The sequence below is a fragment of the Streptomyces sp. NPDC104106 genome (assembly GCF_055584345.1).
Genome location: NZ_JBVJMF010000003.1, coordinates 632,059 through 656,220, shown reverse-complemented (window position 1 = coordinate 656,220; position 24,162 = coordinate 632,059). Strand labels below are relative to the sequence as shown.

Here is a 24,162-nt window from a genome sequence, read left to right as displayed (position 1 = left end):
CACGCTGAGCCGAGGGCAGGAGGACTACCGGCGAGCCCAGATCGCGCACCGATGAGTTTCCCGCGCCGCGCTGGTCTGTACGCCGGACACCCACGGACGGAAGGCTGGGCCATGCGGAAACTGATCTACGGCATGAACCTGACCCTGGACGGCTACATCGCCGCGGCAGGCGACGACATCGGCTGGAGCGGACCGCCGAGCCATGAGCTGTTCCAGTGGTGGCTCGACCACGAGCAGGCGAGTGGCCTGTCGCTGTACGGGCGCAAGCTATGGGAGACGATGAGCTCCTACTGGCCGACCGGTGACCAGCAGCCGGGCGCCACCCCGGCGGAGATCGAGTTCGCGCGGAACTGGCGGGACACGCCGAAGGTGGTGTTCTCCTCAACAATCGGCAAGGTCGGCTGGAACACCCGCCTGGTCACCGGCGACGCGATCGCCGAGATCACCCGACTCAAGGGCGAGGACGGCGGCCCCATGAACATCGGCGGCGCAACGCTCGCCGGGGCGGCCATGCGCGCCGGGCTGATCGACGAGTACGTGATCGCCGCCCATCCGGTCCTGGTGGGTGGCGGTACGCCGTTCTTCACTGCGCTGGACAGCTGGGTGAACCTGAACCTGGTGGAGACGCGGACGTTTCCCGGCGGCGTGGTCCTGACCAGGTACGAGACGAGGCGCTGAGCAGCTTCCCGCTGTCTCACGGCCTGGCTGGGTCTTCCCTCTCACCGTCGTGACATTTCCTCAGCCGGGATCGTCAGGGCGGCTGCAGCGACGCGTTTCCCGAATCGGGTCAACTTCATCGCCCTCCGCGCTCTGCAACGTTCTTCTCGGCAAGAGGAACAGAACACCGTCAAGTTCACCACCTCAGCGAACCGCCAGTCGTGCGGGATACGGGCGCCACCCTGCCCGGATGTATGGGCGACCAGGCCGCCTTGTACACCGAGGGCATGACCGAGTAGCGCGGTCCGGGTCGCCGCTTGCGGGCTTCGGCTCTGATGCTGGTGAGCGGGATCAGGGTGTTGTCGTATTGAAGAGGCCGGCGCGGGCGGCGAGCAGGGCGGAGGCGGCTGAGCGATGGGCTGCGTGTTCGTCGAGGGGCTCGCCGGTGATGAAGAGGCGGTGGTAGAGCGGGGCGGTGGCGGCCCGGATCAGTTCTACCGGGTCGACCTCGTTGGGGAGTTGGCCCCGTGCCACCGCGCGGGTTACGACTTCGGCGGCCTGCTGGTGGCGGGCGGTGAAGAAGGCGTGGAGTGCCGCTGCGCCCTGGTCGGAGCGGAACGCGGCGCTGATGAGGGCCGTCGGGGCAGCGCCGAGTTCGGGGTCGGTGAAGGTGGCGTGGATCTCGTGGGTGAGTAGTTGGATGTCCTCGTCCACGCTTCCGGTGTCGGGGATCGGCCAGGGCTGGTCGGCGGAGAGGGCGAGTGCGTCGGCGATCAGGCCGTCGATGCCCCCCCAGCGCCGGTAGACGGTGGCTTTGTGGACGCCGGCGCGGCGGCAGATCGCCTCGACGGTGAGCTGATCGTAGCCGTGGTCGGTGAGTTCGGCGAGGGTCGCGGCGACGACGTCGGCGCGGACCCGGGCGCTTCGTCCTCCGGGCCTGGTGCCTGTCTTCCCACCCTTCGGTGTCTTCCGATTCTCAGTCAAAGTCGACTCCAGTCGCGTTAAGGCTTGCATGTGGGTGAGTCTGCTGTCAGGATATTAACGCGACATCGGTCGCATTAGATGGCGCAGTCAGAGGAAGGATCCCCGTCATGACCGCATCGATCCCGAGCCCCGAGGCGTTGCACCCACTGCCCGAGCATGACCGGGTGGTCCTGCTCCGCCCGCTGGTCACCGACCCGCGGATCGAGGTCGGCGAGTACACCTACTACGACGACCCGGATGGCGCGACAGAGTTCGAACGCCGCAACGTGCTCTACGGCTACGGGCCCGAGCGACTCGTGATCGGCAAGTACTGCGCGATCGCCGCCGGCACCCGCTTTTTGATGGCGGGCGCCGCCCACCCCACCATGGGCGTCTCCACCTTCCCCTTCACCATGTTCGGCGGCAGCTGGACGGAACGGACCCTCGACCTGGTCACCGGCATGCCCAGCCGGGGCGACACCGTGGTCGGCAACGACGTCTGGATCGGTTACCAGGCGCTGATCATGCCGGGCGTGCACATCGGCGACGGCGCGATCATCGCAGCCGGCGCGGTGGTCACCGCTGGCGTCGAGCCTTACACCGTGGTCGGCGGCAACCCCGCTCGTCCGATCCGCCGCCGCTACGAGGACGCCGACGTCGAGCGGCTGCTGCGGGCGGCGTGGTGGGACTGGCCGGTGGAACTGGTCACCGAGCACGTGCGCACCATCATGGCGGGCACTCCCGCCGACATCGAGCGGATCGCGGCAGCCGTCACCGCGTGACAGCGCAGAAGCGGATCGACGGCATCGCGTGGCCACTGGTGGGCGACCGTCGGTGCATCCGCCGGGGAGGGCGAGGTCAGGGGCGGCCCGAACACTCTCTCGGGGTTGGTCTCGGGGGGCTCAGGGGTGATCCCGATACCCGGAGCAGCGGCGGCAGAACGATATTGGTCACATGGACAACGACCGTTCGGCCGAAGCGATTTAACAGGGAGACAGGTGACAAAGCTCGCCCATCGTGTCGCTGCTCTTGATCTGGCTGGTACGGCCCTGGTCGGCCTCGGTTCCGGTTTCGGCCCGCAGGCCTTGGCTACGGCCGGCACGCGCTCCACCGCTGCGCCCTCCTTTCCGGCGCTGGATGCGGCCGCGCTGCAGGCCGCTACTTCGGCGCCCCTACGCCGCTCGCCAACCGGCTCCCGACCGCCGTCCTGGACCACACCGCCAACTGCGGCTGCCCGTGCGGACCTACGGTGGTCCGCCGGCACAAGCCGTCCGCCGTGTCCGCACCACCGCCGCCAGGGGTCCTGCATCGGGCGGCATCGGCTCCTGCCCGCTCGCGGCCGCCGAGGGGCCTCGGCGCCTGTCCGATGGCCATCGCTACGTCACATCGGCCGATTCCTGCAACCCAGCCGGCGTGGAGCGGGGGGTCGACGCCCTGGTCCAGCGCAGCGGACCCCGCGCACCGACGCCCTCGTTCCTCACCGGGTCACTTCCGCTCGGCAGTGCGGCGGCGAGATCAGGTGCGACGGGCATCGTGCGTACTGGGGGGCCGGACGGGGCGCGCAGCCACGCCGTGCGGGCAGCGAGGGAGCCCAGCGCGAGGGAAACCAAGTGGCCTACGTCCGCGAGCGCTTGGTCGTACAGTAGCGCGGCGGTCAGCGCCGCGGCGAGCAGAGGCAGGCCATAGCGGCGGAGCCGGCCGGTGGTGAGGGCGAGCAGGCAGGCGGCGGTCGTCACCAGGCCGTAACTGATGCCCACGTCACGGGTCCGGGTGGGCACGCCTGGCAGATGGGCGACGTGCATCAGCCACAGGGCACCCTCGGTGAGCAGGGTCGCGGTGAGGTGACCGAAGACGAAGACTCCGCACGCGCGCAGCGTCCCCCAGCGCCACTCGGCGCATCCCAGGACCCCGGCCACCGCGGCGATACCGACCAGGGCCGGTACACCGTCGACCACCAGACCGCTCGTGAACAGGGTCCACCACTTGCCGACATCCAGGTGGTGCACGTTGCTGCTGTTGTGGCGCATGAAGCGGGCCTGTTCCGCTGCCGGTTGTCCCTTCAGCCACCATGCGGTGAGCAGCAGGGCCGTCACGTATACGACGGTGCCCGGCAGCCGCCGCTTCAACGTCTCCACAGCCCTCATTTCCCTGCCTTCGTACGCATTTGATCTACGCTTGTCACCCGCGATCGGACACTCAAGGGCGATGTGCCCGCCCTTCCCGGGAAGAGACCGTCGGCCACCGCGCCCGGTTCCGACGGCGGCCAAACATGAGAGGGGTTCTCACCAAACGATGCTGTAGTGCTCCGCGACGATCAGTGGCCCGAGAAGCGCGGTAAGGAGTTCGCATGGTGGAGAGCCGGACGCAAGGGGTTGCGCGGACGCCGGGCGGTAGCGGCGTCGGTCGCGCCATGGTGAGTCGGCGTGGGGCATTGGCCGCGCTGGCGGCGGCCGCGCCCGCGGTCCTTGCGGGCTGCGGCGGCAAGCACGCGCACGAAGCCGCATCCGAGCCCACCGACGCGTCGGCTACCCGGGTCCGGGTCGCCGACGACACCACCATTATGATCATCCGGCACGGGGAGAAGCCAAGCCAGAACGAATCCGGCATCGACGAGAACGGCCGTCCGGACGCCAAGTCCCTCACCCGGCGCGGCTGGGAGCGGGCCAGGGCATTGCCGGCGTTGTTCGACCCGCCCCATGGTCAGCCTCTGAAACCCGGCGTCGTGCGTCCGCGGACGATCTACGCCGCCGCGGACCAGGGCCCGCTCGCCGGCGCCCACCGGATGCGGCAGACCGTCACACCGCTCGCCCGGCACATGGGCATCACCCTGGACACCACCCCCGCCGAGTCCCAGGAAGCCGCACTGGCCGAGGCCGCGCTCTCCGCTTCCCAACCGGTCCTGATCTGCTGGGAGCACTCGCGCATCCCGGCCATCGTCAATGCCCTCGGCGCGTCGCACAGTGGCGCGCCCACGGCGTGGCCGAACCGCTTCGACCTGTTGTGGATCTTCACCCACAACCATGGCTCGTGGGCCTTCCGTCAGGTCGGCCAGCACCTGCTCCCCGGGGACGCCTGAGAATCCCGCGCGGGGAGCGCCGCGCGGTCGATGACGGTACGGGATGGCCCGCCGCACCCCGAATGACAGGACGCCGAAGATTCACCCGATTGGCCAGGAGGCGCTGGCTGATGGCGAGCGAGCGGATCTCCTGGTCGGTGACGACTCCGCCGGCGTTGCGGATGACGTTGGCCTCTCCCGGTTGCAGGCCGAGCATGGCGTAGACGTCCATGCGGGAGTCCATGCAGGCGACGATGGCGACATGACGGGAGGGCGGGCCCGAAAGGGGGCCGGGGAAGCGCTCGGCGGCGTAGGTCTCGTTGTTCTTCAGGTACTCGTCGGTGACCGACATCTGGGCTTCCCTCAGGGTGGTGGTGGCGGAGGCGGTGGATGGGCCGCTGGAGGCGGAGCCGCTGTCCGAGGGCCCGAATGACCTTGCTCGTACATGACACCTCCGTCGGGCGCGGTACACCTGCACCGCGGCTCTCGCTCTCTCAGCGTCCCTCCGATGACGAGGCCTGCAAACGGAGCCACGATCCCCGCGGGATCCAGGTCACACGCCAGCACCCGAGGCTCTTCGCTCACTCGGCGCGGCTCGACCGGCCGGCCACCAGGCACCATCGACGGCGTGCCCCCGTCGCCTGTTCCCATTTCCGCGACTTCCCCGGGGGTGACGGAGAGGTACATGACCAACCCGAGGATGACCGCCAGAAACAAGGCGCTGGCCACAGGCCGAGCCCACCATCCCTGGTGGGCTGGGAGAGGTAGTCGTCGAGCGAGGCGTCGGCGGTGGCCGTGAGTACGTTATGCAGGTGGGCTTTCGGCTGTCCTCGGTAGCGGCAACGGGCGTCGCTGACGGTGTCCACGACCAGTGTTACGAGGTCGGTCTGCTCGAACTGCAACGGCCGGCCGGCGTCGAACCGGGCGAGCAGCAGCATGTCCTCAACCAGCACTGTCAGGCGGTTGGCCTCTGGCTCATACGCTTGGATGGAGGACAGCGGCGTTCTCAACTCGTGGCTGGCATCGGCGACGAACTGCCGTACCCGCATCTCGTTCTCCTGGCGCGCCAGCAGGGCGCCGTTCCTCGAACCTGACCCGGTCACCCAGACGCAGCTGTCCCGGACATGCAGACCTCACGACCGCCCCCTCGCCACCAGGCTGACGACCGTCCCGCCACCGAGCGGACCGCAGAGACCAGGTCCGCTGTCAGCTCGGTGATGAACTTCCGGCCCAGTGAGGCACGTTCGCAGGGCTCTCCCCAGTAGCGGACCAGCGGACCGTCGCCACGGACACCGTCAAGACCGACAAACCCCACATGGACGTCCGACGCGGACGAGGAAGACATCACCCGAGCGAGTGGCGCCCGCCGGTCGGCGAGGACGTTCCCACCCCCTCCCTCAGGGCACTTGACCTTGCCCAGAGGTGAAGGCCGACAGTGTCAGTGGCGACCAAGCCGACGAGCGGAACGCACTTGGCTCCGAGCGAACCCGGACGAGAGGAACCCGCATGCACGACGACGCTCTCCTGGCAGAGCAAATAGCCTACTACAAGGCCGGCGCGGCCGAGTACGACCGGCCTTACGCACAGTACGAAGACCTGCGGAAACTACTGGCTGCCGTCGATGACCTCCCGGTTGCCGGGCATGTGCTGGAGCTGGCCTGCGGAACGGGCCAATGGACCTCGCGACTCGCCGCGCGGGCGCAGTCGGTGACGGCTGTCGACGCCTCACCCGAAGTACTGGCCCTCGCCGGTGCGCGCACCGCCTCCCCGACCGTCCAGTTCCTTGAGGCCGACCTGTTCGACTGGCAGCCACCACGACGCTACGACACCGTGTTCTTCGCCTTCTGGCTCTCCCACGTCCCGCCGACACGGCTACCCGACTTCTGGAGCACCGTCGCCACCGCGCTCGCGCCGGGCGGCAAAGCGATCTTCATCGACGACGGCCCCGCCGCAGCCGCTTACGAGGACGTCCTCGCGAACCAGCCGACCCCGACCGCGCTTCGCCGACTCGCCGACTCGCCGACTCGCCGACGGCAGCCAGTACCGCATCGTCAAGGTATTCCACGATCCCCAGACACTCACCGACGACCTCACCGCTCAGGGGTGGTCGGTCCGCATCCGGACCATGGCCGGGAACTTCATCGGCATCGCGCAACCGCCGACCACCGCTGGCTGACAAGCCGCGCTGCGACATCAACCCGCACCGCCAGTGTCACGTGAGCAATTGTCGCATTCTGTGGATCACGAGGCTCCAGAGACGTGCTGTAGCCAGTCGTCGAACGCGGCAAGGGCGGTGTCGGTGAGGCTGTTTAAGGAATCGGTGCGGTGGAGCAGGGCCTGTCCCTGGGCGTGCCATCACCCATGCGCGTTCCGTGCAACAGGACGAGGGGCAGCCTCGCCCCATCCCAATTACGGCACGAGAACAACACCCCGTCGTTGACGAGAGTGCGCTCGAGCCACCCCCTCCCATGCGGAGCAGCTCAGTTGCCAGACCGCTCGGCGAGGGTGTGCGCGACGAGAGCATTGGCGTGACCGTGGCCCAACCCATGCTCGGCCTTGAGCCAGTTCACGATCTCCATGTGCTTGGTCAGAGGCGAGGAATGGATGAGGTCCTTCCACTCCGCGATCTGGCGACCGTACTTCTTCTCGATGGAAGGGAAGTAGCTGGCAGGGCCCTTCACGGTGGCGGTCATGGCAGGTATCCCGTCTGTGCTTGTTGCTTCGGTGTCTTTGCGGGTATGACCGAGGGGCACGGACGGAATCATCGGTCGAACAAAGTGTGCTGCGTCACACCTCCTGCTCGTCGATGTGCGGGGGCAGGTTGAAAAGCGGGAACAGTCGCTCGGTGTCCCGGAGGGGGTACGGTAATTGACCATTTCGCGGATCAGTTGAGGTGGGCTCAGGGCGCGCTGAGCTCGGGTCGCTCGACGAGCTGACCGCGTTCGAAGCGGGCTCCGGCGCGGACGAGCGCGACGAGGTGGGGTGCGTTCACGGCCCGCCACCTCTGCTGGGCGGACTCGACGAGCTTGAAGACCACCGCCAGGGCGACGGTGCGGGAGCCGGCGCCTCGGGTGACCTTGGTCCGCGGCCGGACGGTGGCGAAAGTCGACTCGATCGGGACCGTGGTCCTCAGGTGGATCCAGTGCTCGGCGGGGAAGTCGACGTACGCCAGCAGTTCGGCTTCGTCGTCGGTGATGATCTTGACGGCTTTTGGGGATCGCGCGAGGACGTTGGCCGTTTTGTGAACCAGCATCTTTGCTCGCGGGTGGCGGGGAACCCCCGGCCAGGGCCTTCCAGAAGCCCAGGGCGCCATCGCCGACCGCCAGGACCGGGGCGCGCATGCCCGGCGGGCGCAGTCGCGCAGCAGATCGGCCCCGCACTCGCCGGACTCACGGTAGCCCTCCCTGAGCGCCAGCACTTCCTTGGAGCCGTCGGCACACACCCCGACCAGCACCAGGACGCAGGCTTTGACCTCCTCCAGACGGACATTGAGGTGGATGCCGTCGGTCCACACGTACACGTAGTCGACCTCCGACAGGTCACGGTCCATGAACGCGACGTGGTCGCCTGCCACTGCCGGGTCAGGCGCGGTACCGTGGCCGGGGAGAGCCCGGCCGCTGAGCCGAGGAACTGCTCCAGGGCGGGCACGAAGTCGCCGGAGGACAGGCCGTGCGGGTAGAGCAGCGGCAGCACCTCGCTGAGCTTCGGGGACTTGCGGCACCACGGCGGCAGGATCACGGAGGAGAACCGCTTGCGCTCGCCCATGGCCTCGTCGACGCGCTTGTCGTTCACCCGCGGGGCCATCACCTCGACCACCCCGGCCTCGGTGGGACCTTCCTGGGCGGGTGACAGCCGTTGCGGACCACGAGACGCCGACCGTTCTTGTCGCGCTGGTCGGCCAACTCGGCTGTTCAGGCGTTGACTTCAGCTTCCGGCGCTGCGGCCAGCATCCTTCTTGCGCCTTTCCGAACGATCTCGTCGATCAGGGCGGAGCCGTTGGCGGTGGTGCCGTCGTCGTTGACAACGCTGAGCCGGGCGTGCCTCGACCGGTGCTGCGAACACCGGCCTCCTCGACGACCATCAATCGATCACTCGGGAAGGTACGCCCTTCGCATGCTCCCCGAGCTCGATCCACAGGTCTCGAGGATTGCTCGGTCGCGTAGGCGAACCAGATCACCCGAGACCACAGGCTAATCGGACCAGATCACCTGGGAGCGAGGTCAGATCGACAGAGACAGGACACTCGTGGCGCACCCCTGTGACAGTGACCTTGCCCGATTGCAACTGAAGTTTGACCGCCTGGATGTGCTCTACCGGCGAACCGCCGAGATCAGTCCGCCGGGCCGCTCCTCGCCCTGCGGCGGGGTACTGATCGGGCGGCCGTAGGCGGCAGCGCGCTCGCGCAGGGTGTGGCAGTCGGCCTCCCAGCCGTGCCCGGCCAGCCAGCCCACCGGATCGTCGGGCATCTCCGAGACCCACATGGACGCCGCCGATCCCGGCACGGCGTCTGCGCTGAAGCGCTCGATCACGCCGCGCGAGCCCAATGTCAGTCCCATCCGGCTGCCTGCCGCCGACTGCGCGCTGATCCGGGCCAGCAGCAGTTCTACCGCGTCCTCGGGCAGATAGATCAGCAGTCCTTCGGCGATCCACACGGTCGGCACCGCCGGGTCGTGCCCTGCGGCGGCCAGTGCTCCTGGCCAGTCCTCACGCAGATCCACCGCGACGGTGATCCGCTCGCAGCGCGCGACGGCCCGCTCCCGGCGCAGCACCGAAGCCTTGAAGTCCAGTGGCGCGGCGGTGTCCACCTCGAACAGCCGGGTGCCCTCGGGCCAGTCCATCCGGAAGGCCCGGCTGTCCATGCCGGCGCCGAGCAGCACGACCTGCCGGACCCCGGACGCGGAGGCCTGCTTCAACAGGTCGTCGAGGAACTTCGTCCTGATGACGATGGAGAACGACACGGCCAGCCGGCGGCGTCGCGCGGCCGCGTCACCTGGCAGCGGCGGTGAGGATGGCCACAGGCCGCCGGCAGTGGCGAAGGCCTGTGCCAGCGGGTCGCGGAACAGCGCGTCCTCCCGCTCGGTCTCCAGCGCCCGCACCCGGGCTACCCCCACCGCCGTGGCCCACACTCCCGACGGCTGCACCCGCTCCTGCTCATCAGTCACCGCGCCAGCCTAACGCCCTCGGGCATGGCTGGCCGCGGCACGTCGAGGCATGCGGAGGGTGGCTGTCTGCTGGTGAGAGAGCGTCGGGAACATCGCTGTCGCCGAGGTTCAGGCCGAGCTTGGGGAGAACGTCGGCGGTGGCGATCTCGCGGAGGACGTCGAGTGCGGAGGCGTCCATCGCCAGGACGCCGTCGGCCCAGTCGAGCATCTCCCGGGTGAGCTCTGTGGCAGCACCTGCGTGCCAGCGTACGAGCCCATCACGCTGTCTTCCGGACGGCGACGCTGGTACGGAAGACCGGCCAGCAGACTTCGGTCCGCCACAGTGCGCTGTCCGTCGTGTGGTGTCGGCCGATCAGGTAGTACTCGCGGATCGGGCCGTCGACGGCGAGCGCGTGGCGCGCGACGTAGGCAGCCAGCGCGCCGTAGGCACGATCGACCTCGGAGGGCGGCCCGCAGTGCTCGATCACGGCGAGCTCGACCGGCGGCACGAGCAGCGGTTCGACCCGGCCGACCGACCGCACGGGGCCGTCGCAGGGCACGAAGACGGTGGCCTGCCCGCGGTGCAGGGTGAACAACTCGTCCGCGTACACGCCGCCGGCATGGCCGGTCTCCCGTAACCCCTGGCCTGCCACGGTCGCGAGGAGTTCGCCGAGGGCGCCCTGGAACCAGGCTCCGACGTCCTGGGCGTCGACCGTCGCTGTGATCGCCGCGGCCCGGACGGCGCCGACGCTGCGCAGCTCGATCGCGGGCGAATCGCCGGAGGCGGGCGGTGACAAGAGGTCGCGCAGTGCCGCGACCGCGCGTTGGGTACGGTCCAGCTCCTGCTCCAGACGGTGCAGGTGCGCGCTGATGTGCCGGTTGCGGGTGGGAACGTCGGAGGCGGCCAGGACGGTCCGGATCTCCTCCAGGGGCATCCCGAGGTCCCGGAAGCGGCGTACGACCTGGGCGATGGGGATCTGCTCGGCCGAGTAGCGTCGGTAGCCGGTCTGCGGATCGATTTCGATCGGTTCCAGCAGGCCGATCTCGTGGTAGTGGCGCAGGGTTTTGACGGTCATGTGGGTGGCGCGGGAGAAGTCGCCGATCGACAGGTAGCCGGTCATCCGTCGATTGTGCGGCCTCCCGCGGGGGGAGAGTTCGGCGGAGCCGTTGCCTTGACTCTCCTGCGGCGGCCGCCGGGAGCCTGGTGCCCACGGCCGGAGCCCGGCCACCGATCACGTACCGAGCAAGGGAGTTGACCCGTCATGTCTCATGCCACCGCAATCGACGTCGACCGGATCGTGCAGCGCTACGTCGCTGTGTGGGGCGAACCGGACCCGACCGCACGCGAGCGCACCGTCGCCGAGCTGTGGGCCCCGGATGGCGTCGAATTCGTCGAAGCCGCCCAGTTCCGCGGCCGCGCCGGCCTGGTCGCCAGGGTCGCGGAGGCCTACGGGCTGTTCGTCGCCACCGGCGACTACCACGTCACCGCCGACAACCACGTCACCGTTCACGACGACGTCGTCATGTTCACCATCCAGCTGACGTACGCCAAGGGCCCTCAGGTCGATGAGGTGGCCTTCGCGGCCCGGGTCTTCCTCGTGCTGGACGACGACGGCCGGATCCTGCAGGACTACCACCTGACCGTCCAGCCGCTGCCCGAGGCATAGAGTCCGGTCGGGCCGTCCGGTGCGGTCGATGGCCTCTCACGGCTGCGAGTCTTCCGCGCAGCGGGGCGTCACACCAGGCGGCCCGGAGCCCGGGGAGTCGTGAATGCCGCAGCCCAGGCCAACGACGCGGTAGGAATGCAGGTCAGTGAGTCCGCTCCCAGCGGGTGCGGGGATGGTCCCCGCGGGTGCGGGGATGGTCCCCGCGGGTGCGGGGATGGTCCCCGCGGGTGCGGGGATGGTCCCCGCGGGTGCGGGGATGGTCCCCGCGGGTGGCTTTGTAAACGGTTCCGTGACACCACCGGTCTGCGCTGTCGCTCGGCGATGACGCCGCTGAGCGCAGTCGCCCAGTCGTGGGTCGGGGCCCGTCCCAGTCCGGGGCCGCCGGGACCGGTCAGTAGATGGCGAACCCAATCAGCACCAAACCTCAGGGCGCGAAGAGCACTGGAGGTCCCGAACCCGATGAAGACACAGAACAGCACCATCAGGATTGTGCAGATCAGGAAGGCGTATGCGATGACCCCGCCCGAACCCACCATGCCTCCTCGTGGATCTGCCGCGCGGACGACGGCAGTTCCTCGTTGACTCCCGGAAACTCATCTTGCGGGCGCACGAGCCGTTGCGGATCGGCCACGCGTCTCCCGAAACGATCCCTCACATCCTTGCCGACCTGAGGATTCGCGGAACTGCAGCCGGGGCCCCGCGAGTTTCTCTGGAGTCCACGGGCGATCAAGTCACCGTCTCTCTGCTGCCGAGTCCGGGCTTGGCCGCAACTGACAACTGGAAGGTGTCGGGTGATATGTCCGAGTCGGTGAAAGAGGTGGGATTCAGGCCAGCGAGTCCGCTCCCGCGCCTGCGGGGATTGGTCCGTCGGCCAGGGCCGTGTGTTCCCCGCGTGTGCGTGGCAACCTCCGGATGGGCACCCGGCTAGGTACCTTTTCAGGCACCGTCGATTTATGCCAGCACTCAACAGCGAATTCACCTCGGCGGAGATGGAGCGCCTCCGGGAGCTGGCGGTGATCACAGCCGGCGTACCCGAATCGGGCCAGACCGCGACTCGTAGAAGCCCGAGGGACCGCACCGACGACCGCGTGCGGTTCCCCGATGACGACAGGCCTGCCCATGTGCACCTGGCGTGCTTCGGCTCAACAGCGTGAGCCGAAGCACGGTGGTTGTCACCGCCGGCGCCCACTGATGACCACGGGCCTCCCCACACGGCCGGCACCGGGGACGTCGGCTCAGCGGGGCTCGCCGAACCAGCGGTCGAGCGCCGGTTCCAGGTCATCCGCACCTGCCCAGCACACATAGCCGTCCGGCCGGATGAGCATCGGCTCGGTGTCGGCCCCCCGGCCGGCCCGGTCCACCCGGTCCGACCAGGGGCCGACGATCCTGGCGAAGGTGTCGGCCGGGTCCAGCAGGATGCCGTGCCCGGACCGCAGCAGTTCGTGCACCCGGGCCGGGCCGAGGTCCAGGTCCGGTGCGGGCCGGCCGACGAGGGGGTGGGTTTCGGTGCCTGGCATCGGGTAGCGGATGGCCATCCCGGACATCAGGTCGGCGAGATGCCGCTGGACGTCCGGTAGTTGGGCCATGGCCGTGAAGATTTCCCGGGTGGCCAGCACGTCCGGGTCGCGGGTGCCGGCCCAGTCCATCAGCAGGCTCTGTGCCCGGACGTTGCGCAATACGGCGGCTCCGGCCGGATGCCGTTCCGCGTGATACGTGTCGAGCAGGTTCTTCGGTGCCCAGCCGTGCACGGCGGCGCCGAGCTTCCAGCCGAGGTTGAGGGCGTCCTGCATACCGGTGTTCATGCCCTGCGCGCCGAGCGGGAGGTGGACATGGGCGGCATCACCCGCCAGGAACACGCGCCCGTGCCGGTACTGCTCGACCTGTCGTGACGCGTTGGTGATGCGGCGGGCGTAGCGCAGTTCGAGCAGGTGCACCCGGGTTCCGAACACGGTGTTCAGGCCGTGGCGGATTTCGTCCTCAGTGACGGGGATCTCCCTCGGCAGTGACCGGCCGGGCCCACCCAGGACCAGTCGGCGCAGTTGCCTGCCCTGCGGATCGGTGCCCAGCGGGAACAGTGCCGCCCAGTGCCCGTCCTCGTTCCAGGTGTGCGACGTGGCCGGATCGACGCCGCCCAACCGCACGTCGGCGGCGGTGATCGTCAAGGTACCGGGCTGACCGGGGAACCCGGCCCGCAGGAGCGACCGTACGGTGCTGTGGGCTCCGTCGGCGGCGACGAGGTATCGGGAGCGGAGGGTGGCGCCGGTGGCGAAGGCCGCGGTGACCCCGTCGTCGTCCTGGGCGAGGCCGACCAGTTCGTGGTCCCTGCGGACCTGGAGGCCGTGCGCGGCGAGGTGCTGCTCGAAGAATCCCTCGATGGCCACCTGTGGCACGGACCGCCATGGCAGACGGTGCCGGTTGGAGTGGGGCGGGAGTGGGATACCGGCGAAGTGACCAGTGGTGACGGGGTGATCTCCGGTGGCCAGCAAGGGCTCCAGCAGCCCTCGTTGGTCGAGCGCCTCCAGTGTGCGGGACTGCACGCCGCCGGCCTTGGACAGGTCGCTGCGCTGCGACAGCCTGTCGACCAGCACGGTCGACACCCCCGCCAGCATCAGCTCGTTGGCCAGCGTCATTCCGGTCGGGCCGGCGCCGACGATGAGCACATCGGTGTCCATGGACTCTCCTCTGGCTGTGTCGATCAGGACAGGGGCAACGCTCCGGCGTCCGAGCCGGCCGAACCAGAAACCGGCCCAACTGCGGCGGAATCTGACACCGTCTAACCTTGGCTCGGTGGAATCCGACTACGACGAACTGGATCGTCGGCTCGTGCACGCCCTGCAGATCGACGGCCGTGCCCCGTTCAGCGCCATCGCCGAGGTTCTCGGCGTGTCGGATCGCACCATCGCCCGCCGGTACGCCCGGTTGCGGTCGGCCGGGGCGGTACGGGTGCTGGGCGGGGTCGACCCGACCGCGCTGGGCGCCGTCCTGTGGTTCCTGCGGGTGCGGTGTGCGCCCACCGCGTCGCTCCCGGTCGCCGAGGCGCTGGCCAGACGCCCCGACACGTCCTGGGTGAGCCTCAGCTCCGGCGGTACCGAGATCACCTGTGTGGTCCGTGCCGAGAGCGAGGCGGAGAGCGAGGCACTGCTGCTGGCCAAACTCCCCCGCACCCCCCGCGTGGAGGGCGTGACCGCGCACTCCGTGCTGCACGCCTTCTACGGCGGCCCGGACAACCTGGTCGGAAAGCTCGGGTCGCTGGACGCGGAGGCGATCGAGCGACTGCGCCCGGCTGCGCTACCGCATCGACGGGGACCGGTGCGGCTCGACGACGGTGACCGCAAGCTCCTCGCGCTGCTCGCCACCGACGGCCGGGCCGGATTCGAGCAGTTGGCCGCGGCGACCGGCTGGTCGCCGACGACGGTCCGGCGCCGGATGACGGAGCTGCGCGAACACGGCCTGCTCTATCTCGACATCGACGTCGACTGGCGCATGTTCGGCGTGAACGCCCGAACCCTGCTCTGGCTCTCGGTCACCCCCGCGCACCTGGAGGAGGCCGGCCAGGCGCTCGCCGGGCATCCTGAGATCGCGTTCGCCGCCGCCACGACCGGCCCCACCAACCTGTACGCGAGCGTGGTGTGCACGAACCAGCGGGAGCTGTACCGGTACCTGACCACCCGGGTCGCCGCGCTCCCATCCATCACACACATCGAGACGGCACCAGTGATCAGGACCATCAAGAAGGCGGCGAACCAGACATAGGAACCGACCCGACAGCGTACGAAGCCACGGTTGGGGGTCACCGGCTCCGGCGCTGTACCGACCGCCTGGCCGCACGGTGGCCCCGCCGATCAGCCCGGCATCCCGTACCGTCGGGGGAGGTGGTCGAAGTCTCAACCCGCAGGCCGGAGCCGCGTCGGTTCCGTATGCCGCCGCACTCGCTCTCCCGCACGCCCTGATCGAGTGGGGCACGATGCTCATCGTCATCCGCGAGGGTGACCGCCGCTGCAACCTCCCGCCGCACCAGCGTGCCCTGGCCGGCCTGGTGCCTGCACGACAGCCGTCGTCGATCTGCTCGCCGACTGCGCACCCGGCCTGCTGAGCGCCCGCGCGAGGCGGACCCGCACTACGTCCTGCTGGATGGGAACCTGGCGGAGTCGACGGGTCGGCGACGGCCGGGCCGACTCCTCCCACGAGCATCGCCGACACGGGATGAACGTGCAGGTGGTGACCGGCCCGGTCGGGCAACTGCTGCGGACTCCCCGACGATGCCCGGCCGCACGGACGATCTCACTGCGGCTCGCGCCCACCGGATCACCCGGATCTGCGAACGCCAGGTCGTTCCCATCCTCGCCGACCGCGCCTACGCGGGAGCCGGCCCATCGGTGACGACACCCTTCAGACAACCCCCGGGCCGCGATCTCACTTCCGCTCGCAGACCGTCGACCGATCGCCGTCCACAGCACCGGCACCGGCCGAGCACAGCGTCGCACGACTGCTGTCGTGGCGGATCTTCCGTGAGTGCCGATGCGGTCCCGATCGAATCACTCCCAGCACCACGGAACATGGCGATGATCCGCTCGGTGTCGGTGATCGGGTCGGCGACCGACCGTGCCATGGGGCACTCCCGTCCCGGTCGGCGAAGAGCCGGCGCGGGCGGCGCGTGGGGTGCCGGGCACGCGCCGCCCCAACCGGCTACCGGGAATGGCAGAGAGCGCCTACCATCCGCTGCCGGCCTGACGGCCCGGTCTCACTTCAGATGCCGGCCGAAGAACCGGCCACCGTCCTCGACCTCGAACCAGGGGGCGCCGGCGTGACCGCCCAGATTGGCGTGCAGCGTCTTCTCCTTGGTGCCGAAGGCGTCGAACAGTTCCAGGGCCCGCTGCCGGGGATTTCCTTCGTCGTCCCACTGCAGCAGGAACAGCAGTGGAATGGTGACCTGCCGGGCCTCCTCGCGCTGGGCGCGGGGCACGTAACCCCCGGCGAAGAAGCCGGCGGCCGCGATGCGCGGCTCGACCACCGCCAGCCGAATGCCGACGGCGGTCCACCCCGAGTACCCGACCGGGCCGCCGATCCCGGGCAGTGAAAGGAGGGCGTCCAGGGTGGTCCGCCATTCCGGGACCGCCTTTTCGACCAGTGGGCCGATGAAGGACTCGAAGATCTCCTCGACCGGCTCGCCGGCAGCCATGGCCCGGCGGAGGTCGGCGCGAGCCTGCTCGTCGACGGCGGAACGGGGCCGGTCCCCGTGACCGGGGGCGTCGATGGCGGCCACCGCGTAGCCGTACGCCGCGGATTGCCGGGCCCGGGCCACCAGCCGCGATTCCCGCCTGTGCAAGCCGCCGTTGTGGCCGATCAGGATCAGCGGGACCGGTGCGGCGGATGCAGGCATCCACAGGGTGCCGGGGATCTCGCCGAGGGTGAAGTCGCGTTCGACGACGCCGTCGTCGAGGCGCTGTTCAGAAGTGAAGTGCATGGTCGTGCCTTTCGGGAGCGCTCTTGAACGGCGCTCCCGGACGACCTATCGCCCGACCGTGACCCCGGAGGGGAGCACCCATGTCGATACGTTCACGGGTACCACCTCCTCGTTCTCTCGCACGGCCTCCGAAAATGTAGCAGTGGTCGCCGTGGTCGGCCAACGCGTTTCCGCGGAGGCTCCGTGGCCTGATGCCACGGGGCGACTCGCCTGACTGGGCGCCCGGAACCCGCCGCCCTGCACGCCTTCGCCGTCACCTGCACCCGGCTCCAGCTCGACGCCGAGAGGAGACTCGCGTGCGGTCGGACCTCCCGGGTGGTCGCCGCCGGTACGGCGGCCGTGGCCGGCCGGGAGCGGCCGTTGCGCCGTCATGTGGCCGCGAGCCGTGGCGGCATGGGAAACCCTGGGTACGGGCTGCCCGACTGCTTTGGCTGTCCGCGCACTCGGTGTCGTCTCGGCGCGCCCCGCCCCTGCGTCGAGTTGCTCGCCGGCAGGGCCCTCGTCGCCAACGCGGGCTGAGGCCGTGACTTGAACGTGCCTTTCCGTCAGCGACCGTCGACTTCGCGGTGCGCTGCGCCACGAACGACGTCGCTGTGCATGTCGCTCTGGTCGAGGCCGGCATTCGCGCTGCTTCGTCCGCCCGCAGTGACCAGGCGAAGGCAGTGCTGTGGCGCGCCGCGCCGACGCCCGTCGCAGCCGCTGAGGGCGTTCCTGGAGCCGCGCGCCTCCTCGCCGATCGACGGCGTCCTCATTTCGGCCGCCCCGCTGGGGGGACGCTGCATGGCGAGGCGGGGGCGTGCAGGCATGACGCGTGCCCACCGGACGCTCTGCAGGCCGTCGGCGTGAGGACGACGCGCAAGAGCCGTTCGCGCACCTCGACGACGCGGTCGGCGTGCACGGTGCTCGGGGCCGGCGCGCATGCCTTCGTGCACCGCGAGCGGCTCGGGTGGCCCGTGGCTCTCCGAGCGCGGCGATGGGCTCATGCACTGTGGATACATCGGCGATGCGCTGACAGGCATGTGCCGCCCGTGCGCCGGTTCTAGGGTGATGGCATCCTAGGACGGCGAGAAGACGCCATGTCCGATGCCGTGAGGCCGGTGATCCCGGTGCTGTAACCCGCGACGGCCTCCGGGCCGTCCCACTTCTTCGGCCTGTCCCCGCCGAAGGCCGGAGGACGGTCGACGGGTCGCGGTCCGGTGACATCGACAAGCCGGCCGTCGACCAGCAGTACGCATCGGGGCGGCCCCACCGGCGGCGTCCGGCTGGCCAGCAAGCGAGGACAGATCCGAAGAAGGTCCTGACCGATCTGTTCCTCTCCACCTCGACGGAACACGCGCCGCTCGACGCTCCCTGGGAGGCGATCGACATCGCCGACTGGCTGCTGAACCTTCCGGACAAGGAGTACCAGCGGTGTGCTTCCCCGGATCACAAGGCGGCGGGTTACACCACGACCGACGACGGCCGGCCGATATCGATCAACGTGGAGATGATCGGCACCGGGCTGGTGATCCAGCGCTACGTCACCGAGATCGCCGAGAAGCACCACTGCCACACGGTGTCCCTCTCCGACGTGCTCACTCCGCACGGCTGGACGACGGTCCAGGTGATCTGGGACCTGTCGGTCACGGACAACGGCGACGGCACCATCACTTACACCAACCAGGTCACAGCCACCCCACCCAGGAGTTCCGGGAGTTCAACGAGAAGAAAGGCATCGACCTTCGAGCAGGCCGCGGCCGCACGGCAGGCCGCCTCCGGTGATCACAACCGGCGGGAAACGCCGCTGTTCGCCGCGAGCATCGCGCGCCATGCCCGACCGAGATGGTGGAGGACCCCCCTGTGCAGCGAGGTATGGGCGGATCCCACGCCCAGTCCCTGGGACCGCAGCATCGCCACCGCCGCAGCGGTCGTGGCGCTCTACCGCTCCGAGGAACTGCCCGCGCAGCTGCGGCGCGAGGTCGACGACGAGGTGACACGTGCCGAACTCGGGGCGCTCATCAGGCAGATCGCGATCCAGGCGGGCTTTCCCGCAGCCATCAGCGCCTCGGCCATCGCGGCGCGCACGCTCCCGGGCTGAGAACGCACGGCTCCGCGTCCCACGGGCCGCTCCCCGTTCCCGTCCTTCCCCGTACGCCGAGGACCGCATCCGCGCGTCGACGGACTTGGACATCCTCGCCACCAGCGCCCTGGCCGATACCCTCTACACCCCGTTCGGTCCGGCGGCCCACGTGGCGTTCACGCCGGTCCCTCCCTCACCCCCATGGTCGCCTCCGGCCGAGCAGCCGGCCCTTGTGCCCGGCGGAGTGGAGCACCACGGTCCGGTGCCGCACCGCTAGGGCCGGTAAGTGATCGGCGAGCCGTTTCATGCGGCACCCGCAGCGGTTCATATGCCATATTTCTCACGTAATCGTGACGAAAGGCATGTCATGAAGATCGCAGTCATCGGCGGTACCGGTCTGATCGGGTCACAGGTCGTCAAGAACCTGAACGCCACCGGACATGAGGCGGTACCGCACTCGAAGTCCACCGGAGTCGACATCATCAGCGGCCAGGGACTGGACGAGGCGGTGGCGGGAGCGGACGTCGTCGTCAACCTGACGAACTCCCCGACCTTCGACGAAGCCTCCTTGGCCTTCTTCCAGACCTCGATGGACAACCTCCTGGCCGCGGCCCACAAGGCCGGCGTCGGCCACTTCGTCATCCTCTCGATCGTCGGCGTGGACCAGGTGCCGGAGCTGGACTACTACCGCGCCAAGGCGCTCCAGGAGAAGCTCCTCACGGCCGGGCCGATCCCCTACTCGATCGTCCGAGCCACGCAGTTCATGGAGTTCATGGACGCCACCATGAACTGGACCGCCGACGCCGACACCGTCCGGCTGCCCGCCACGCCCATCCAGCCCATCGCCTCCAAAGACGTGGCCGCCGCGGTCGCGGAGGTCGCCGCCGGGGCCCCGTTGAACGGCATCCGCAACATCGCCGGGCCCGAGATCTTCACCCTGGACGAACTGGGCCGGATCACCCTGTCCCACAAGGGCGACAACCGCGCCGTCGTCACCGACCCCACCGCCGGTATGTTCGCCCTCGTCAAGGGCGACATCCTCACCGACAACAACGCCCACCTCGCCCCCACCCGCTACACCGACTGGCTCTCCTGACCTCCCCGATCCCCGCCACCCCGTGCGGAAGGCATCACGGTGCGGACGAAAGCGGGGCCGGACACCGCGGCGAATCGTCCAACGTCCCAAAGAAACCGACCCCACTGGAATCGCCATGATTCCGGACACCCGACCCGAGGGAGCAGACGCAGCGGCAACGGGCGCACGACGCGGCGCTCGTCGAGCGATCGCACCCGGGCCTGCTTCCGCGGCCCGGAGACGGACCTGGCCCGCACACGGCTGCGGGCGTATTCCACGGTGCCAATGAACTCTTGCAGCTGTGACCCGCACCAGCGCGTCGACCCGTTCCTCACCGCCGTCAGCGGCGCCTTACCGGCAGACGGAGGCGACGCGCGCCCGGGTTCCGTCCCGGAGCGTTGTCGTGTCCCGGCCGCGGCAGCAGCGGCTCTGGCGGCCGGACACGCCTCACGGGTCGAACCCGACGCCGATGAGCCCCGGCAGCGTGCTGTCGTTGCGCCCGGATCGAGCCCTATCCCCACCCACGTGGCAGCCCGCACGCTCAAGACTATGGGGGAAGACAAGAACATCGAGCACGAGGACAGCATCATCCCGTTACCGGCGCCCGGCCCGGACAGCTTCCGGCAGCCACCCCCCGGCACCTGGCAGCCGTGGGAACTGGCCGACCGGGCGCAGGCCGCCATCGACGGCGCGACCGGCCCCGAGCCACCCGCTCCGCCGATCTGCCCGCACTGCCATCTGCCCGGCGACCGCTGGCCCACCTACACGGGCCGGCACGTCCTCCTCGAGCCCATCCCGCCCATACCCGCCCACCTCGTGCCCGGCGGGCACCGCTGGACCATCGACACCGGCGCCGGCACCGCGTGGAACCGAGGCCTGGACGAGCCACCACCCGGCGCGCTGTGCCGGATCCCGCACCAGCTGGCCTGTCCCGGCCTTTCCCTGGACGAGATCAAGCCGTGGGGGTGGCTGGCCTCGGTCCGCGAGCACAACGAGGCCGAGGCGATGCGACGCTCCGATGAGGCGGGGTATCCGCGTCGGCTGCCGGACACCGGCTGACCATCCCGGAAAGCAAGCATGTGTCAGTCCGCCACGAAGCGGCGGGAGCACCCCCAGTACGCAGTCAGGGACGCCTCCGTCATGACTGCGCGCCCCGCTTCTCTGCCACCACAACGAACACCCGTGGCCTGAGCCCGGCCGATGCACACATCGATCGCGGCCACCGCACACCCCCCCCAGTCGAACCTCCTGGCCATGCCCCGCCCACCGTCGGCCCGCCACTGGCGTGCCACGTCCGGGGCAGCCGCGCCCACTCCGTCCCGGCCTCTTCCAGCACGCCGCCCGCGGCGTCCGGTCCGAGGCCGCGGCCCACCCGCGTAGAGCCTGCCGGCCCCGGTCCAGCAGCACCACCACGCGGCCGACGCCGACCTGGCTCATCGCACACTCATCGCGCAGCGACCCCGGCGATGGTGACGGTCAGGACCCCGCGGATCGCACGGGCATCCCACGACCCCGGCAGGTGAGGCCCAGACGCCATCCGCGCGGCGGCCCTGTCCCCGGCCCGCCCGCCACAGCACCGACGGTTACGCCCGAGTGCCTTCAGTTGGCCGCTCTGGACACGGCAGTTGGCCAGAGGACAGCGCCAGGGTGCGGCCTTGTCGCACTTCTCCGGGACGGTGTGCGGGAAGGGCCGAAGACCCACGCTCCCCTCATCGCACTCCCGTTCCCGGTGGGTGGAAAATGGCACGATGGGGGTGGGCGATGGCAGCGCAGCGAGCGAGGACTACGGCACACAGCACGGGTAAGACGCCGAAGAAGCGCAAAGAAGGCCGGTTGTCGCCCGGCCGGACCCGATTCCTGGGCGCCGTGCTGATCCTGCTGTCCCTGATAGCGGCGGCGCTGTGCTTCCTCACGTTCACCGAGTGGCTGCCCTCCGACCGGGAGCGCTACGGGGACTTCCGGGCCGCCGAGCCGTGTCCTGCTCATGCGACCGAGCAGGTCCGGGCCGAGAAGGACTGCCTCAGTACCTGGCAATACACCGTCGAGAAGACCGTGGTCAAGAGCGGCGGGAAGAGCTCCACCTATCGGGCAACCCTGAAGGGCGGGACTCGTACACGCCCTTCCTTGCGGAGAGTCGTGGACTTCGGTGACCCGGGGCCGCTGCTGGAGAAGCTGGAGCCGGGCGACCACGTCACCGGCACGATCTGGCGCCGCACCATCGTGGCGCTCAGCAAGGACGGCGTCCGGCAGAACACTTCAGAAGCGCCCCGCGACGAGCTGCAGATGAACGCCGCCTTCGGTCTGATGGCAGGGCTCCTCGCGGCCCTGACGTTCGTCTTCGGCGCAATGCGCCTGGTCAGGCCTCCTACCCCCGAGTCCTTCACCTGGAACCCGTACGGCAGGCGGACGCTCATCACCATCGCCTGCGCCTGCTTCGGGGCAGGGCTCCTGACGGTGTGGACCGGGATCCCCTGGCCGACCGTGCCCGCCGTGGTCGTACCCGTCGTTGCATGCGCAGCGGGAGCGATGTACCGCGGCCTGCGGCGGGGTGTCGCAGGCAGAAGGTGACGGCGGCCCTGATACGGCCGGACCTTCACCGGCTCAGTGCGGGTCGGCGGGGACGGGTGAGAGCCGGTAGCCGCCCTGATGGGTGACGACATGGCCGGCTGTGGGCGGTGCGAAGTGAGTGCCCAGGACGAGCGTGTCCGTGTCGGCGAGTGACGCGAGCAGGCGCCGGCGCGAGGCCTCGGACTGCTGCGGGTCGATGTCGACGCAGGCTCCGACGGCGGGGTGGGCGAGTTGGACGGGGTGGTGGACGCAGTCGCCGGTGATCAGGGCCGTCCGGCCGTGGCTGGTCAGCTCGACGGCGACGTGGCCGGGGGTGTGGCCGGGCGTGGGGAGCAGGCGCAGGCCCTGGACGACGTCGGTGCCCTCCGCGGGGACGTCGACGAGGTCGAGCAGGCCCGCCTCCTCCACCGGGATCACGGAGTCCCGGAACATCTGCTCGCGCGCCTCCTCCATGTCGTACCCGGCCCAGAACTCCCGCTCGGTGCGGGAGGTCAGGTAACGGGCGTGGGGGAAGGTGGGAACCCACTCCCCGTTCGACTCCCGTGTGTTCCAGCCGACGTGGTCGGCGTGCAGGTGGGTGAGGATCACCAGGTCGACCGAGTCCGGGGGGAAGCCGGCGGAGGCCAGGCGCCGGAGGAAGTCGGTGTCGAGGTCGTGCCAGGCGGGGTTGGCCCGCTCCTTGCCGTTGCCGATACCGGTGTCGACCATGATGCGCCGGCCGCCGACGGTGAACGCGAAACTGTGGCTGTCGAGGCGCAGGACGCCTTCCTCGTCGGCGAAGTGAGGGCGCAGCCAGTCGTGTGCGGCGACGAGGTCCGGGGTGGCGCCGGGCAGCAGCCACGGCCCGGTGGCGGGCGGGAGGGGGACCTCGTCGATGCGATGGACGGTGACGTCGCCCACGGTCCAGGAGGGGGCAGGGGTCGGGTCGGTGGCCGGGGCAGTGCTCATGATCAGTCGTTCCCTTTGATCTCGTTGCGGAAGGGCATTGGGTGTGCCGTGCCCTGCGCCGCCCCGCCCCCGACACGGCGACTGCTGCCACCGCCGCGACGGCGAGCAGGGCGGCGGCGATGGCGTGGGCGGCCGGACGCAGTTCACAGTGCTGGGTGGTGGTGCCCTCGGCGACGGCGGGCAGGGTCATGGAAAGGTAGCCGAGCAGGTGGTGGTCCTGTGCGTCGAGTGAGGCGCATGTCCTGCGCAACGCCCCCTGGGAGACGGCGCCGAAGGCGATCCCGGCCAGCTCGCGCCGCCGTTAGGGCAGGCAGGCTCCGCGCGGACCGCTCGGCGTCAAGGTCCTGGCGGGGACGAGGGCCAGGCTTGTGCCGCCATCAACGGCGTGCGGCGCCATGCGACGCAGAACACCCATCGTGAGCGCGGCCGCGGCGGTGAGCGGGAAGAAGACCGTTCCGCCGGCCGCCTGCGGGGCGCCCGGAGCCACGGAGGTACGAGCAACGGCCCGGGGGAGGAGGAGAAGCCGCCCAGGGCCCCGGACGGCGATGACACCGGCGCGGGCTCT

Annotated in this window: 19 protein-coding genes and 3 pseudogenes; 11 read left to right on the top strand and 11 right to left on the bottom strand. The window is 69.8% G+C overall.

The window, feature by feature from the left end; translation table 11 throughout:
* Positions 1–111: 111 nt before the first annotated feature.
* Entirely contained in the window at positions 112–678 is a 567-nt protein-coding gene (locus ACZ60X_RS10405) for a dihydrofolate reductase family protein (protein ID WP_469595854.1), read from the top strand.
* A 330-nt stretch (positions 679–1,008) separates the two neighbouring features.
* Here the strand turns inward: ACZ60X_RS10405 and ACZ60X_RS10400 are convergent, their stop codons facing one another.
* Positions 1,009–1,641: a TetR/AcrR family transcriptional regulator gene (locus tag ACZ60X_RS10400; protein ID WP_469595851.1), complete on the bottom strand. Its 633-nt coding sequence runs from the start codon at positions 1,639–1,641 to the stop codon at positions 1,009–1,011.
* A 107-nt stretch (positions 1,642–1,748) separates the two neighbouring features.
* Between ACZ60X_RS10400 and ACZ60X_RS10395 the strand changes: the two genes are divergently transcribed.
* A complete protein-coding gene (locus ACZ60X_RS10395) occupies positions 1,749–2,402 on the top strand; it encodes a CatB-related O-acetyltransferase (RefSeq protein ID WP_469595848.1) in 654 nt (217 codons plus the stop codon).
* Between the two features lie 594 nt (positions 2,403–2,996).
* Here ACZ60X_RS10395 and ACZ60X_RS10390 read toward each other — a convergent pair.
* Positions 2,997–3,755, bottom strand: a complete 759-nt coding sequence (locus ACZ60X_RS10390; protein WP_469595845.1) for a rhomboid-like protein — start codon at positions 3,753–3,755, stop codon at positions 2,997–2,999.
* A 212-nt stretch (positions 3,756–3,967) separates the two neighbouring features.
* On the opposite strand from ACZ60X_RS10390, the gene ACZ60X_RS10385 reads away from it, so the two are divergent.
* Positions 3,968–4,696: a histidine phosphatase family protein gene (locus ACZ60X_RS10385; protein WP_469595843.1), complete on the top strand. Its 729-nt coding sequence runs from the start codon at positions 3,968–3,970 to the stop codon at positions 4,694–4,696.
* Here the strand turns inward: ACZ60X_RS10385 and ACZ60X_RS10380 are convergent.
* Together ACZ60X_RS10380 and ACZ60X_RS10375 are read right to left on the bottom strand one after the other, a co-directional pair.
* Positions 4,629–5,027 (bottom strand): carbonic anhydrase, encoded by a 399-nt coding sequence (locus ACZ60X_RS10380; protein ID WP_469595841.1) that lies wholly within the window; start codon positions 5,025–5,027, stop codon positions 4,629–4,631. The two genes, ACZ60X_RS10385 and ACZ60X_RS10380, sit on opposite strands and share 68 nt — an antisense overlap.
* Positions 5,028–5,517: 490 nt before the next feature.
* Positions 5,518–5,757 (bottom strand): annotated as a pseudogene (locus ACZ60X_RS10375) (histidine kinase dimerization/phospho-acceptor domain-containing protein); the annotation flags it as partial.
* A gap of 424 nt (positions 5,758–6,181) precedes the next feature.
* Between ACZ60X_RS10375 and ACZ60X_RS10370 the strand changes: the two are divergent.
* The gene (locus ACZ60X_RS10370; protein WP_469595839.1) at positions 6,182–6,895 is read left to right on the top strand and encodes a class I SAM-dependent methyltransferase; all 714 of its coding nucleotides are present in this window, start codon (positions 6,182–6,184) and stop codon (positions 6,893–6,895) included.
* 260 nt (positions 6,896–7,155) lie between these two features.
* Here the strand turns inward: ACZ60X_RS10370 and ACZ60X_RS10365 are convergent, their stop codons facing one another.
* From ACZ60X_RS10365 to ACZ60X_RS10350, 4 genes and pseudogenes are all read right to left on the bottom strand, one after another.
* Positions 7,156–7,368 carry a DUF4287 domain-containing protein gene (locus ACZ60X_RS10365; RefSeq protein ID WP_469595837.1) on the bottom strand — a complete coding sequence of 71 codons (213 nt, stop codon included), beginning with the start codon at positions 7,366–7,368 and terminating at the stop codon, positions 7,156–7,158.
* Between the two features lie 206 nt (positions 7,369–7,574).
* Positions 7,575–8,760 (bottom strand): annotated as a pseudogene (locus ACZ60X_RS10360) (IS256 family transposase).
* 225 nt (positions 8,761–8,985) lie between these two features.
* The gene (locus tag ACZ60X_RS10355) at positions 8,986–9,837 is read right to left on the bottom strand and encodes a class I SAM-dependent methyltransferase (RefSeq protein ID WP_469595835.1); all 852 of its coding nucleotides are present in this window, start codon (positions 9,835–9,837) and stop codon (positions 8,986–8,988) included.
* Between the two features lie 257 nt (positions 9,838–10,094).
* On the bottom strand, positions 10,095–10,937 hold the full coding sequence (locus ACZ60X_RS10350; RefSeq protein WP_469595833.1) for a MerR family transcriptional regulator: 843 nt from the start codon (positions 10,935–10,937) through the stop codon (positions 10,095–10,097).
* Positions 10,938–11,078: 141 nt separating this feature from the next.
* On the opposite strand from ACZ60X_RS10350, the gene ACZ60X_RS10345 reads away from it, so the two are divergent.
* The gene (locus tag ACZ60X_RS10345) at positions 11,079–11,483 is read left to right on the top strand and encodes a nuclear transport factor 2 family protein (protein ID WP_469595830.1); all 405 of its coding nucleotides are present in this window, start codon (positions 11,079–11,081) and stop codon (positions 11,481–11,483) included.
* Between the two features lie 1,235 nt (positions 11,484–12,718).
* Here the strand turns inward: ACZ60X_RS10345 and ACZ60X_RS10340 are convergent.
* Positions 12,719–14,155 (bottom strand): FAD-dependent monooxygenase, encoded by a 1,437-nt coding sequence (locus ACZ60X_RS10340; protein WP_469595828.1) that lies wholly within the window; start codon positions 14,153–14,155, stop codon positions 12,719–12,721.
* Positions 14,156–14,270: 115 nt separating this feature from the next.
* Here ACZ60X_RS10340 and ACZ60X_RS10335 point away from each other — a divergent pair, with 115 nt between their 5' ends.
* Together ACZ60X_RS10335 and ACZ60X_RS10330 are read left to right on the top strand one after the other, a co-directional pair.
* Entirely contained in the window at positions 14,271–15,236 is a 966-nt protein-coding gene (locus ACZ60X_RS10335) for an Lrp/AsnC family transcriptional regulator (protein WP_469595825.1), read from the top strand.
* Positions 15,237–15,447: 211 nt separating this feature from the next.
* A pseudogene (locus tag ACZ60X_RS10330) lies at positions 15,448–16,023 on the top strand (transposase family protein); the annotation flags it as partial.
* Positions 16,024–16,224: 201 nt separating this feature from the next.
* Here the strand turns inward: ACZ60X_RS10330 and ACZ60X_RS10325 are convergent.
* Positions 16,225–16,947, bottom strand: a complete 723-nt coding sequence (locus ACZ60X_RS10325) for a dienelactone hydrolase family protein (RefSeq protein ID WP_469595823.1) — start codon at positions 16,945–16,947, stop codon at positions 16,225–16,227.
* 1,486 nt (positions 16,948–18,433) lie between these two features.
* On the opposite strand from ACZ60X_RS10325, the gene ACZ60X_RS10320 reads away from it, so the two are divergent.
* The 4 genes from ACZ60X_RS10320 (at position 18,434) to ACZ60X_RS10305 (ending at position 22,649) form a co-directional block, all read left to right on the top strand.
* On the top strand, positions 18,434–19,024 hold the full coding sequence (locus ACZ60X_RS10320; protein WP_469595821.1) for a carboxymuconolactone decarboxylase family protein: 591 nt from the start codon (positions 18,434–18,436) through the stop codon (positions 19,022–19,024).
* Positions 19,025–19,373: 349 nt separating this feature from the next.
* Positions 19,374–20,102 (top strand): SDR family oxidoreductase, encoded by a 729-nt coding sequence (locus ACZ60X_RS10315; RefSeq protein WP_469595818.1) that lies wholly within the window; start codon positions 19,374–19,376, stop codon positions 20,100–20,102.
* A 528-nt stretch (positions 20,103–20,630) separates the two neighbouring features.
* The gene (locus ACZ60X_RS10310) at positions 20,631–21,140 is read left to right on the top strand and encodes a DUF6083 domain-containing protein (protein ID WP_469595815.1); all 510 of its coding nucleotides are present in this window, start codon (positions 20,631–20,633) and stop codon (positions 21,138–21,140) included.
* Positions 21,141–21,842: 702 nt separating this feature from the next.
* On the top strand, positions 21,843–22,649 hold the full coding sequence (locus tag ACZ60X_RS10305) for a hypothetical protein (RefSeq protein ID WP_469595813.1): 807 nt from the start codon (positions 21,843–21,845) through the stop codon (positions 22,647–22,649).
* Between the two features lie 33 nt (positions 22,650–22,682).
* Here the strand turns inward: ACZ60X_RS10305 and ACZ60X_RS10300 are convergent, their stop codons facing one another.
* Complete coding sequence (locus tag ACZ60X_RS10300; RefSeq protein ID WP_469595810.1) at positions 22,683–23,597, bottom strand: MBL fold metallo-hydrolase; 915 nt, start codon at positions 23,595–23,597, stop codon at positions 22,683–22,685.
* Positions 23,598–24,162: the final 565 nt, after the last annotated feature.

Excerpts from the sequence above, each read along its gene's own strand:
- ACZ60X_RS10405 (WP_469595854.1), top strand. The coding sequence starts at position 112 with ATGCGGAAACTGATCTACGGCATGAACCTGACCCTGGACGGCTACATC.
- ACZ60X_RS10395 (WP_469595848.1), top strand. The coding sequence starts at position 1,749 with ATGACCGCATCGATCCCGAGCCCCGAGGCGTTGCACCCACTGCCCGAG.
- ACZ60X_RS10385 (WP_469595843.1), top strand. The coding sequence starts at position 3,968 with ATGGTGGAGAGCCGGACGCAAGGGGTTGCGCGGACGCCGGGCGGTAGC.
- ACZ60X_RS10380 (WP_469595841.1), bottom strand. The coding sequence starts at position 5,027 with ATGTCGGTCACCGACGAGTACCTGAAGAACAACGAGACCTACGCCGCC.
- ACZ60X_RS10370 (WP_469595839.1), top strand. The coding sequence starts at position 6,182 with ATGCACGACGACGCTCTCCTGGCAGAGCAAATAGCCTACTACAAGGCC.
- ACZ60X_RS10365 (WP_469595837.1), bottom strand. The coding sequence starts at position 7,368 with ATGACCGCCACCGTGAAGGGCCCTGCCAGCTACTTCCCTTCCATCGAG.
- ACZ60X_RS10350 (WP_469595833.1), bottom strand. The coding sequence starts at position 10,937 with ATGACCGGCTACCTGTCGATCGGCGACTTCTCCCGCGCCACCCACATG.
- ACZ60X_RS10345 (WP_469595830.1), top strand. The coding sequence starts at position 11,079 with ATGTCTCATGCCACCGCAATCGACGTCGACCGGATCGTGCAGCGCTAC.
- ACZ60X_RS10340 (WP_469595828.1), bottom strand. The coding sequence starts at position 14,155 with ATGGACACCGATGTGCTCATCGTCGGCGCCGGCCCGACCGGAATGACG.
- ACZ60X_RS10325 (WP_469595823.1), bottom strand. The coding sequence starts at position 16,947 with ATGCACTTCACTTCTGAACAGCGCCTCGACGACGGCGTCGTCGAACGC.
- ACZ60X_RS10320 (WP_469595821.1), top strand. The coding sequence starts at position 18,434 with ATGATCGGCACCGGGCTGGTGATCCAGCGCTACGTCACCGAGATCGCC.
- ACZ60X_RS10315 (WP_469595818.1), top strand. The coding sequence starts at position 19,374 with ATGAAGATCGCAGTCATCGGCGGTACCGGTCTGATCGGGTCACAGGTC.
- ACZ60X_RS10310 (WP_469595815.1), top strand. The coding sequence starts at position 20,631 with ATGGGGGAAGACAAGAACATCGAGCACGAGGACAGCATCATCCCGTTA.
- ACZ60X_RS10305 (WP_469595813.1), top strand. The coding sequence starts at position 21,843 with ATGGCAGCGCAGCGAGCGAGGACTACGGCACACAGCACGGGTAAGACG.
- ACZ60X_RS10300 (WP_469595810.1), bottom strand. The coding sequence starts at position 23,597 with ATGAGCACTGCCCCGGCCACCGACCCGACCCCTGCCCCCTCCTGGACC.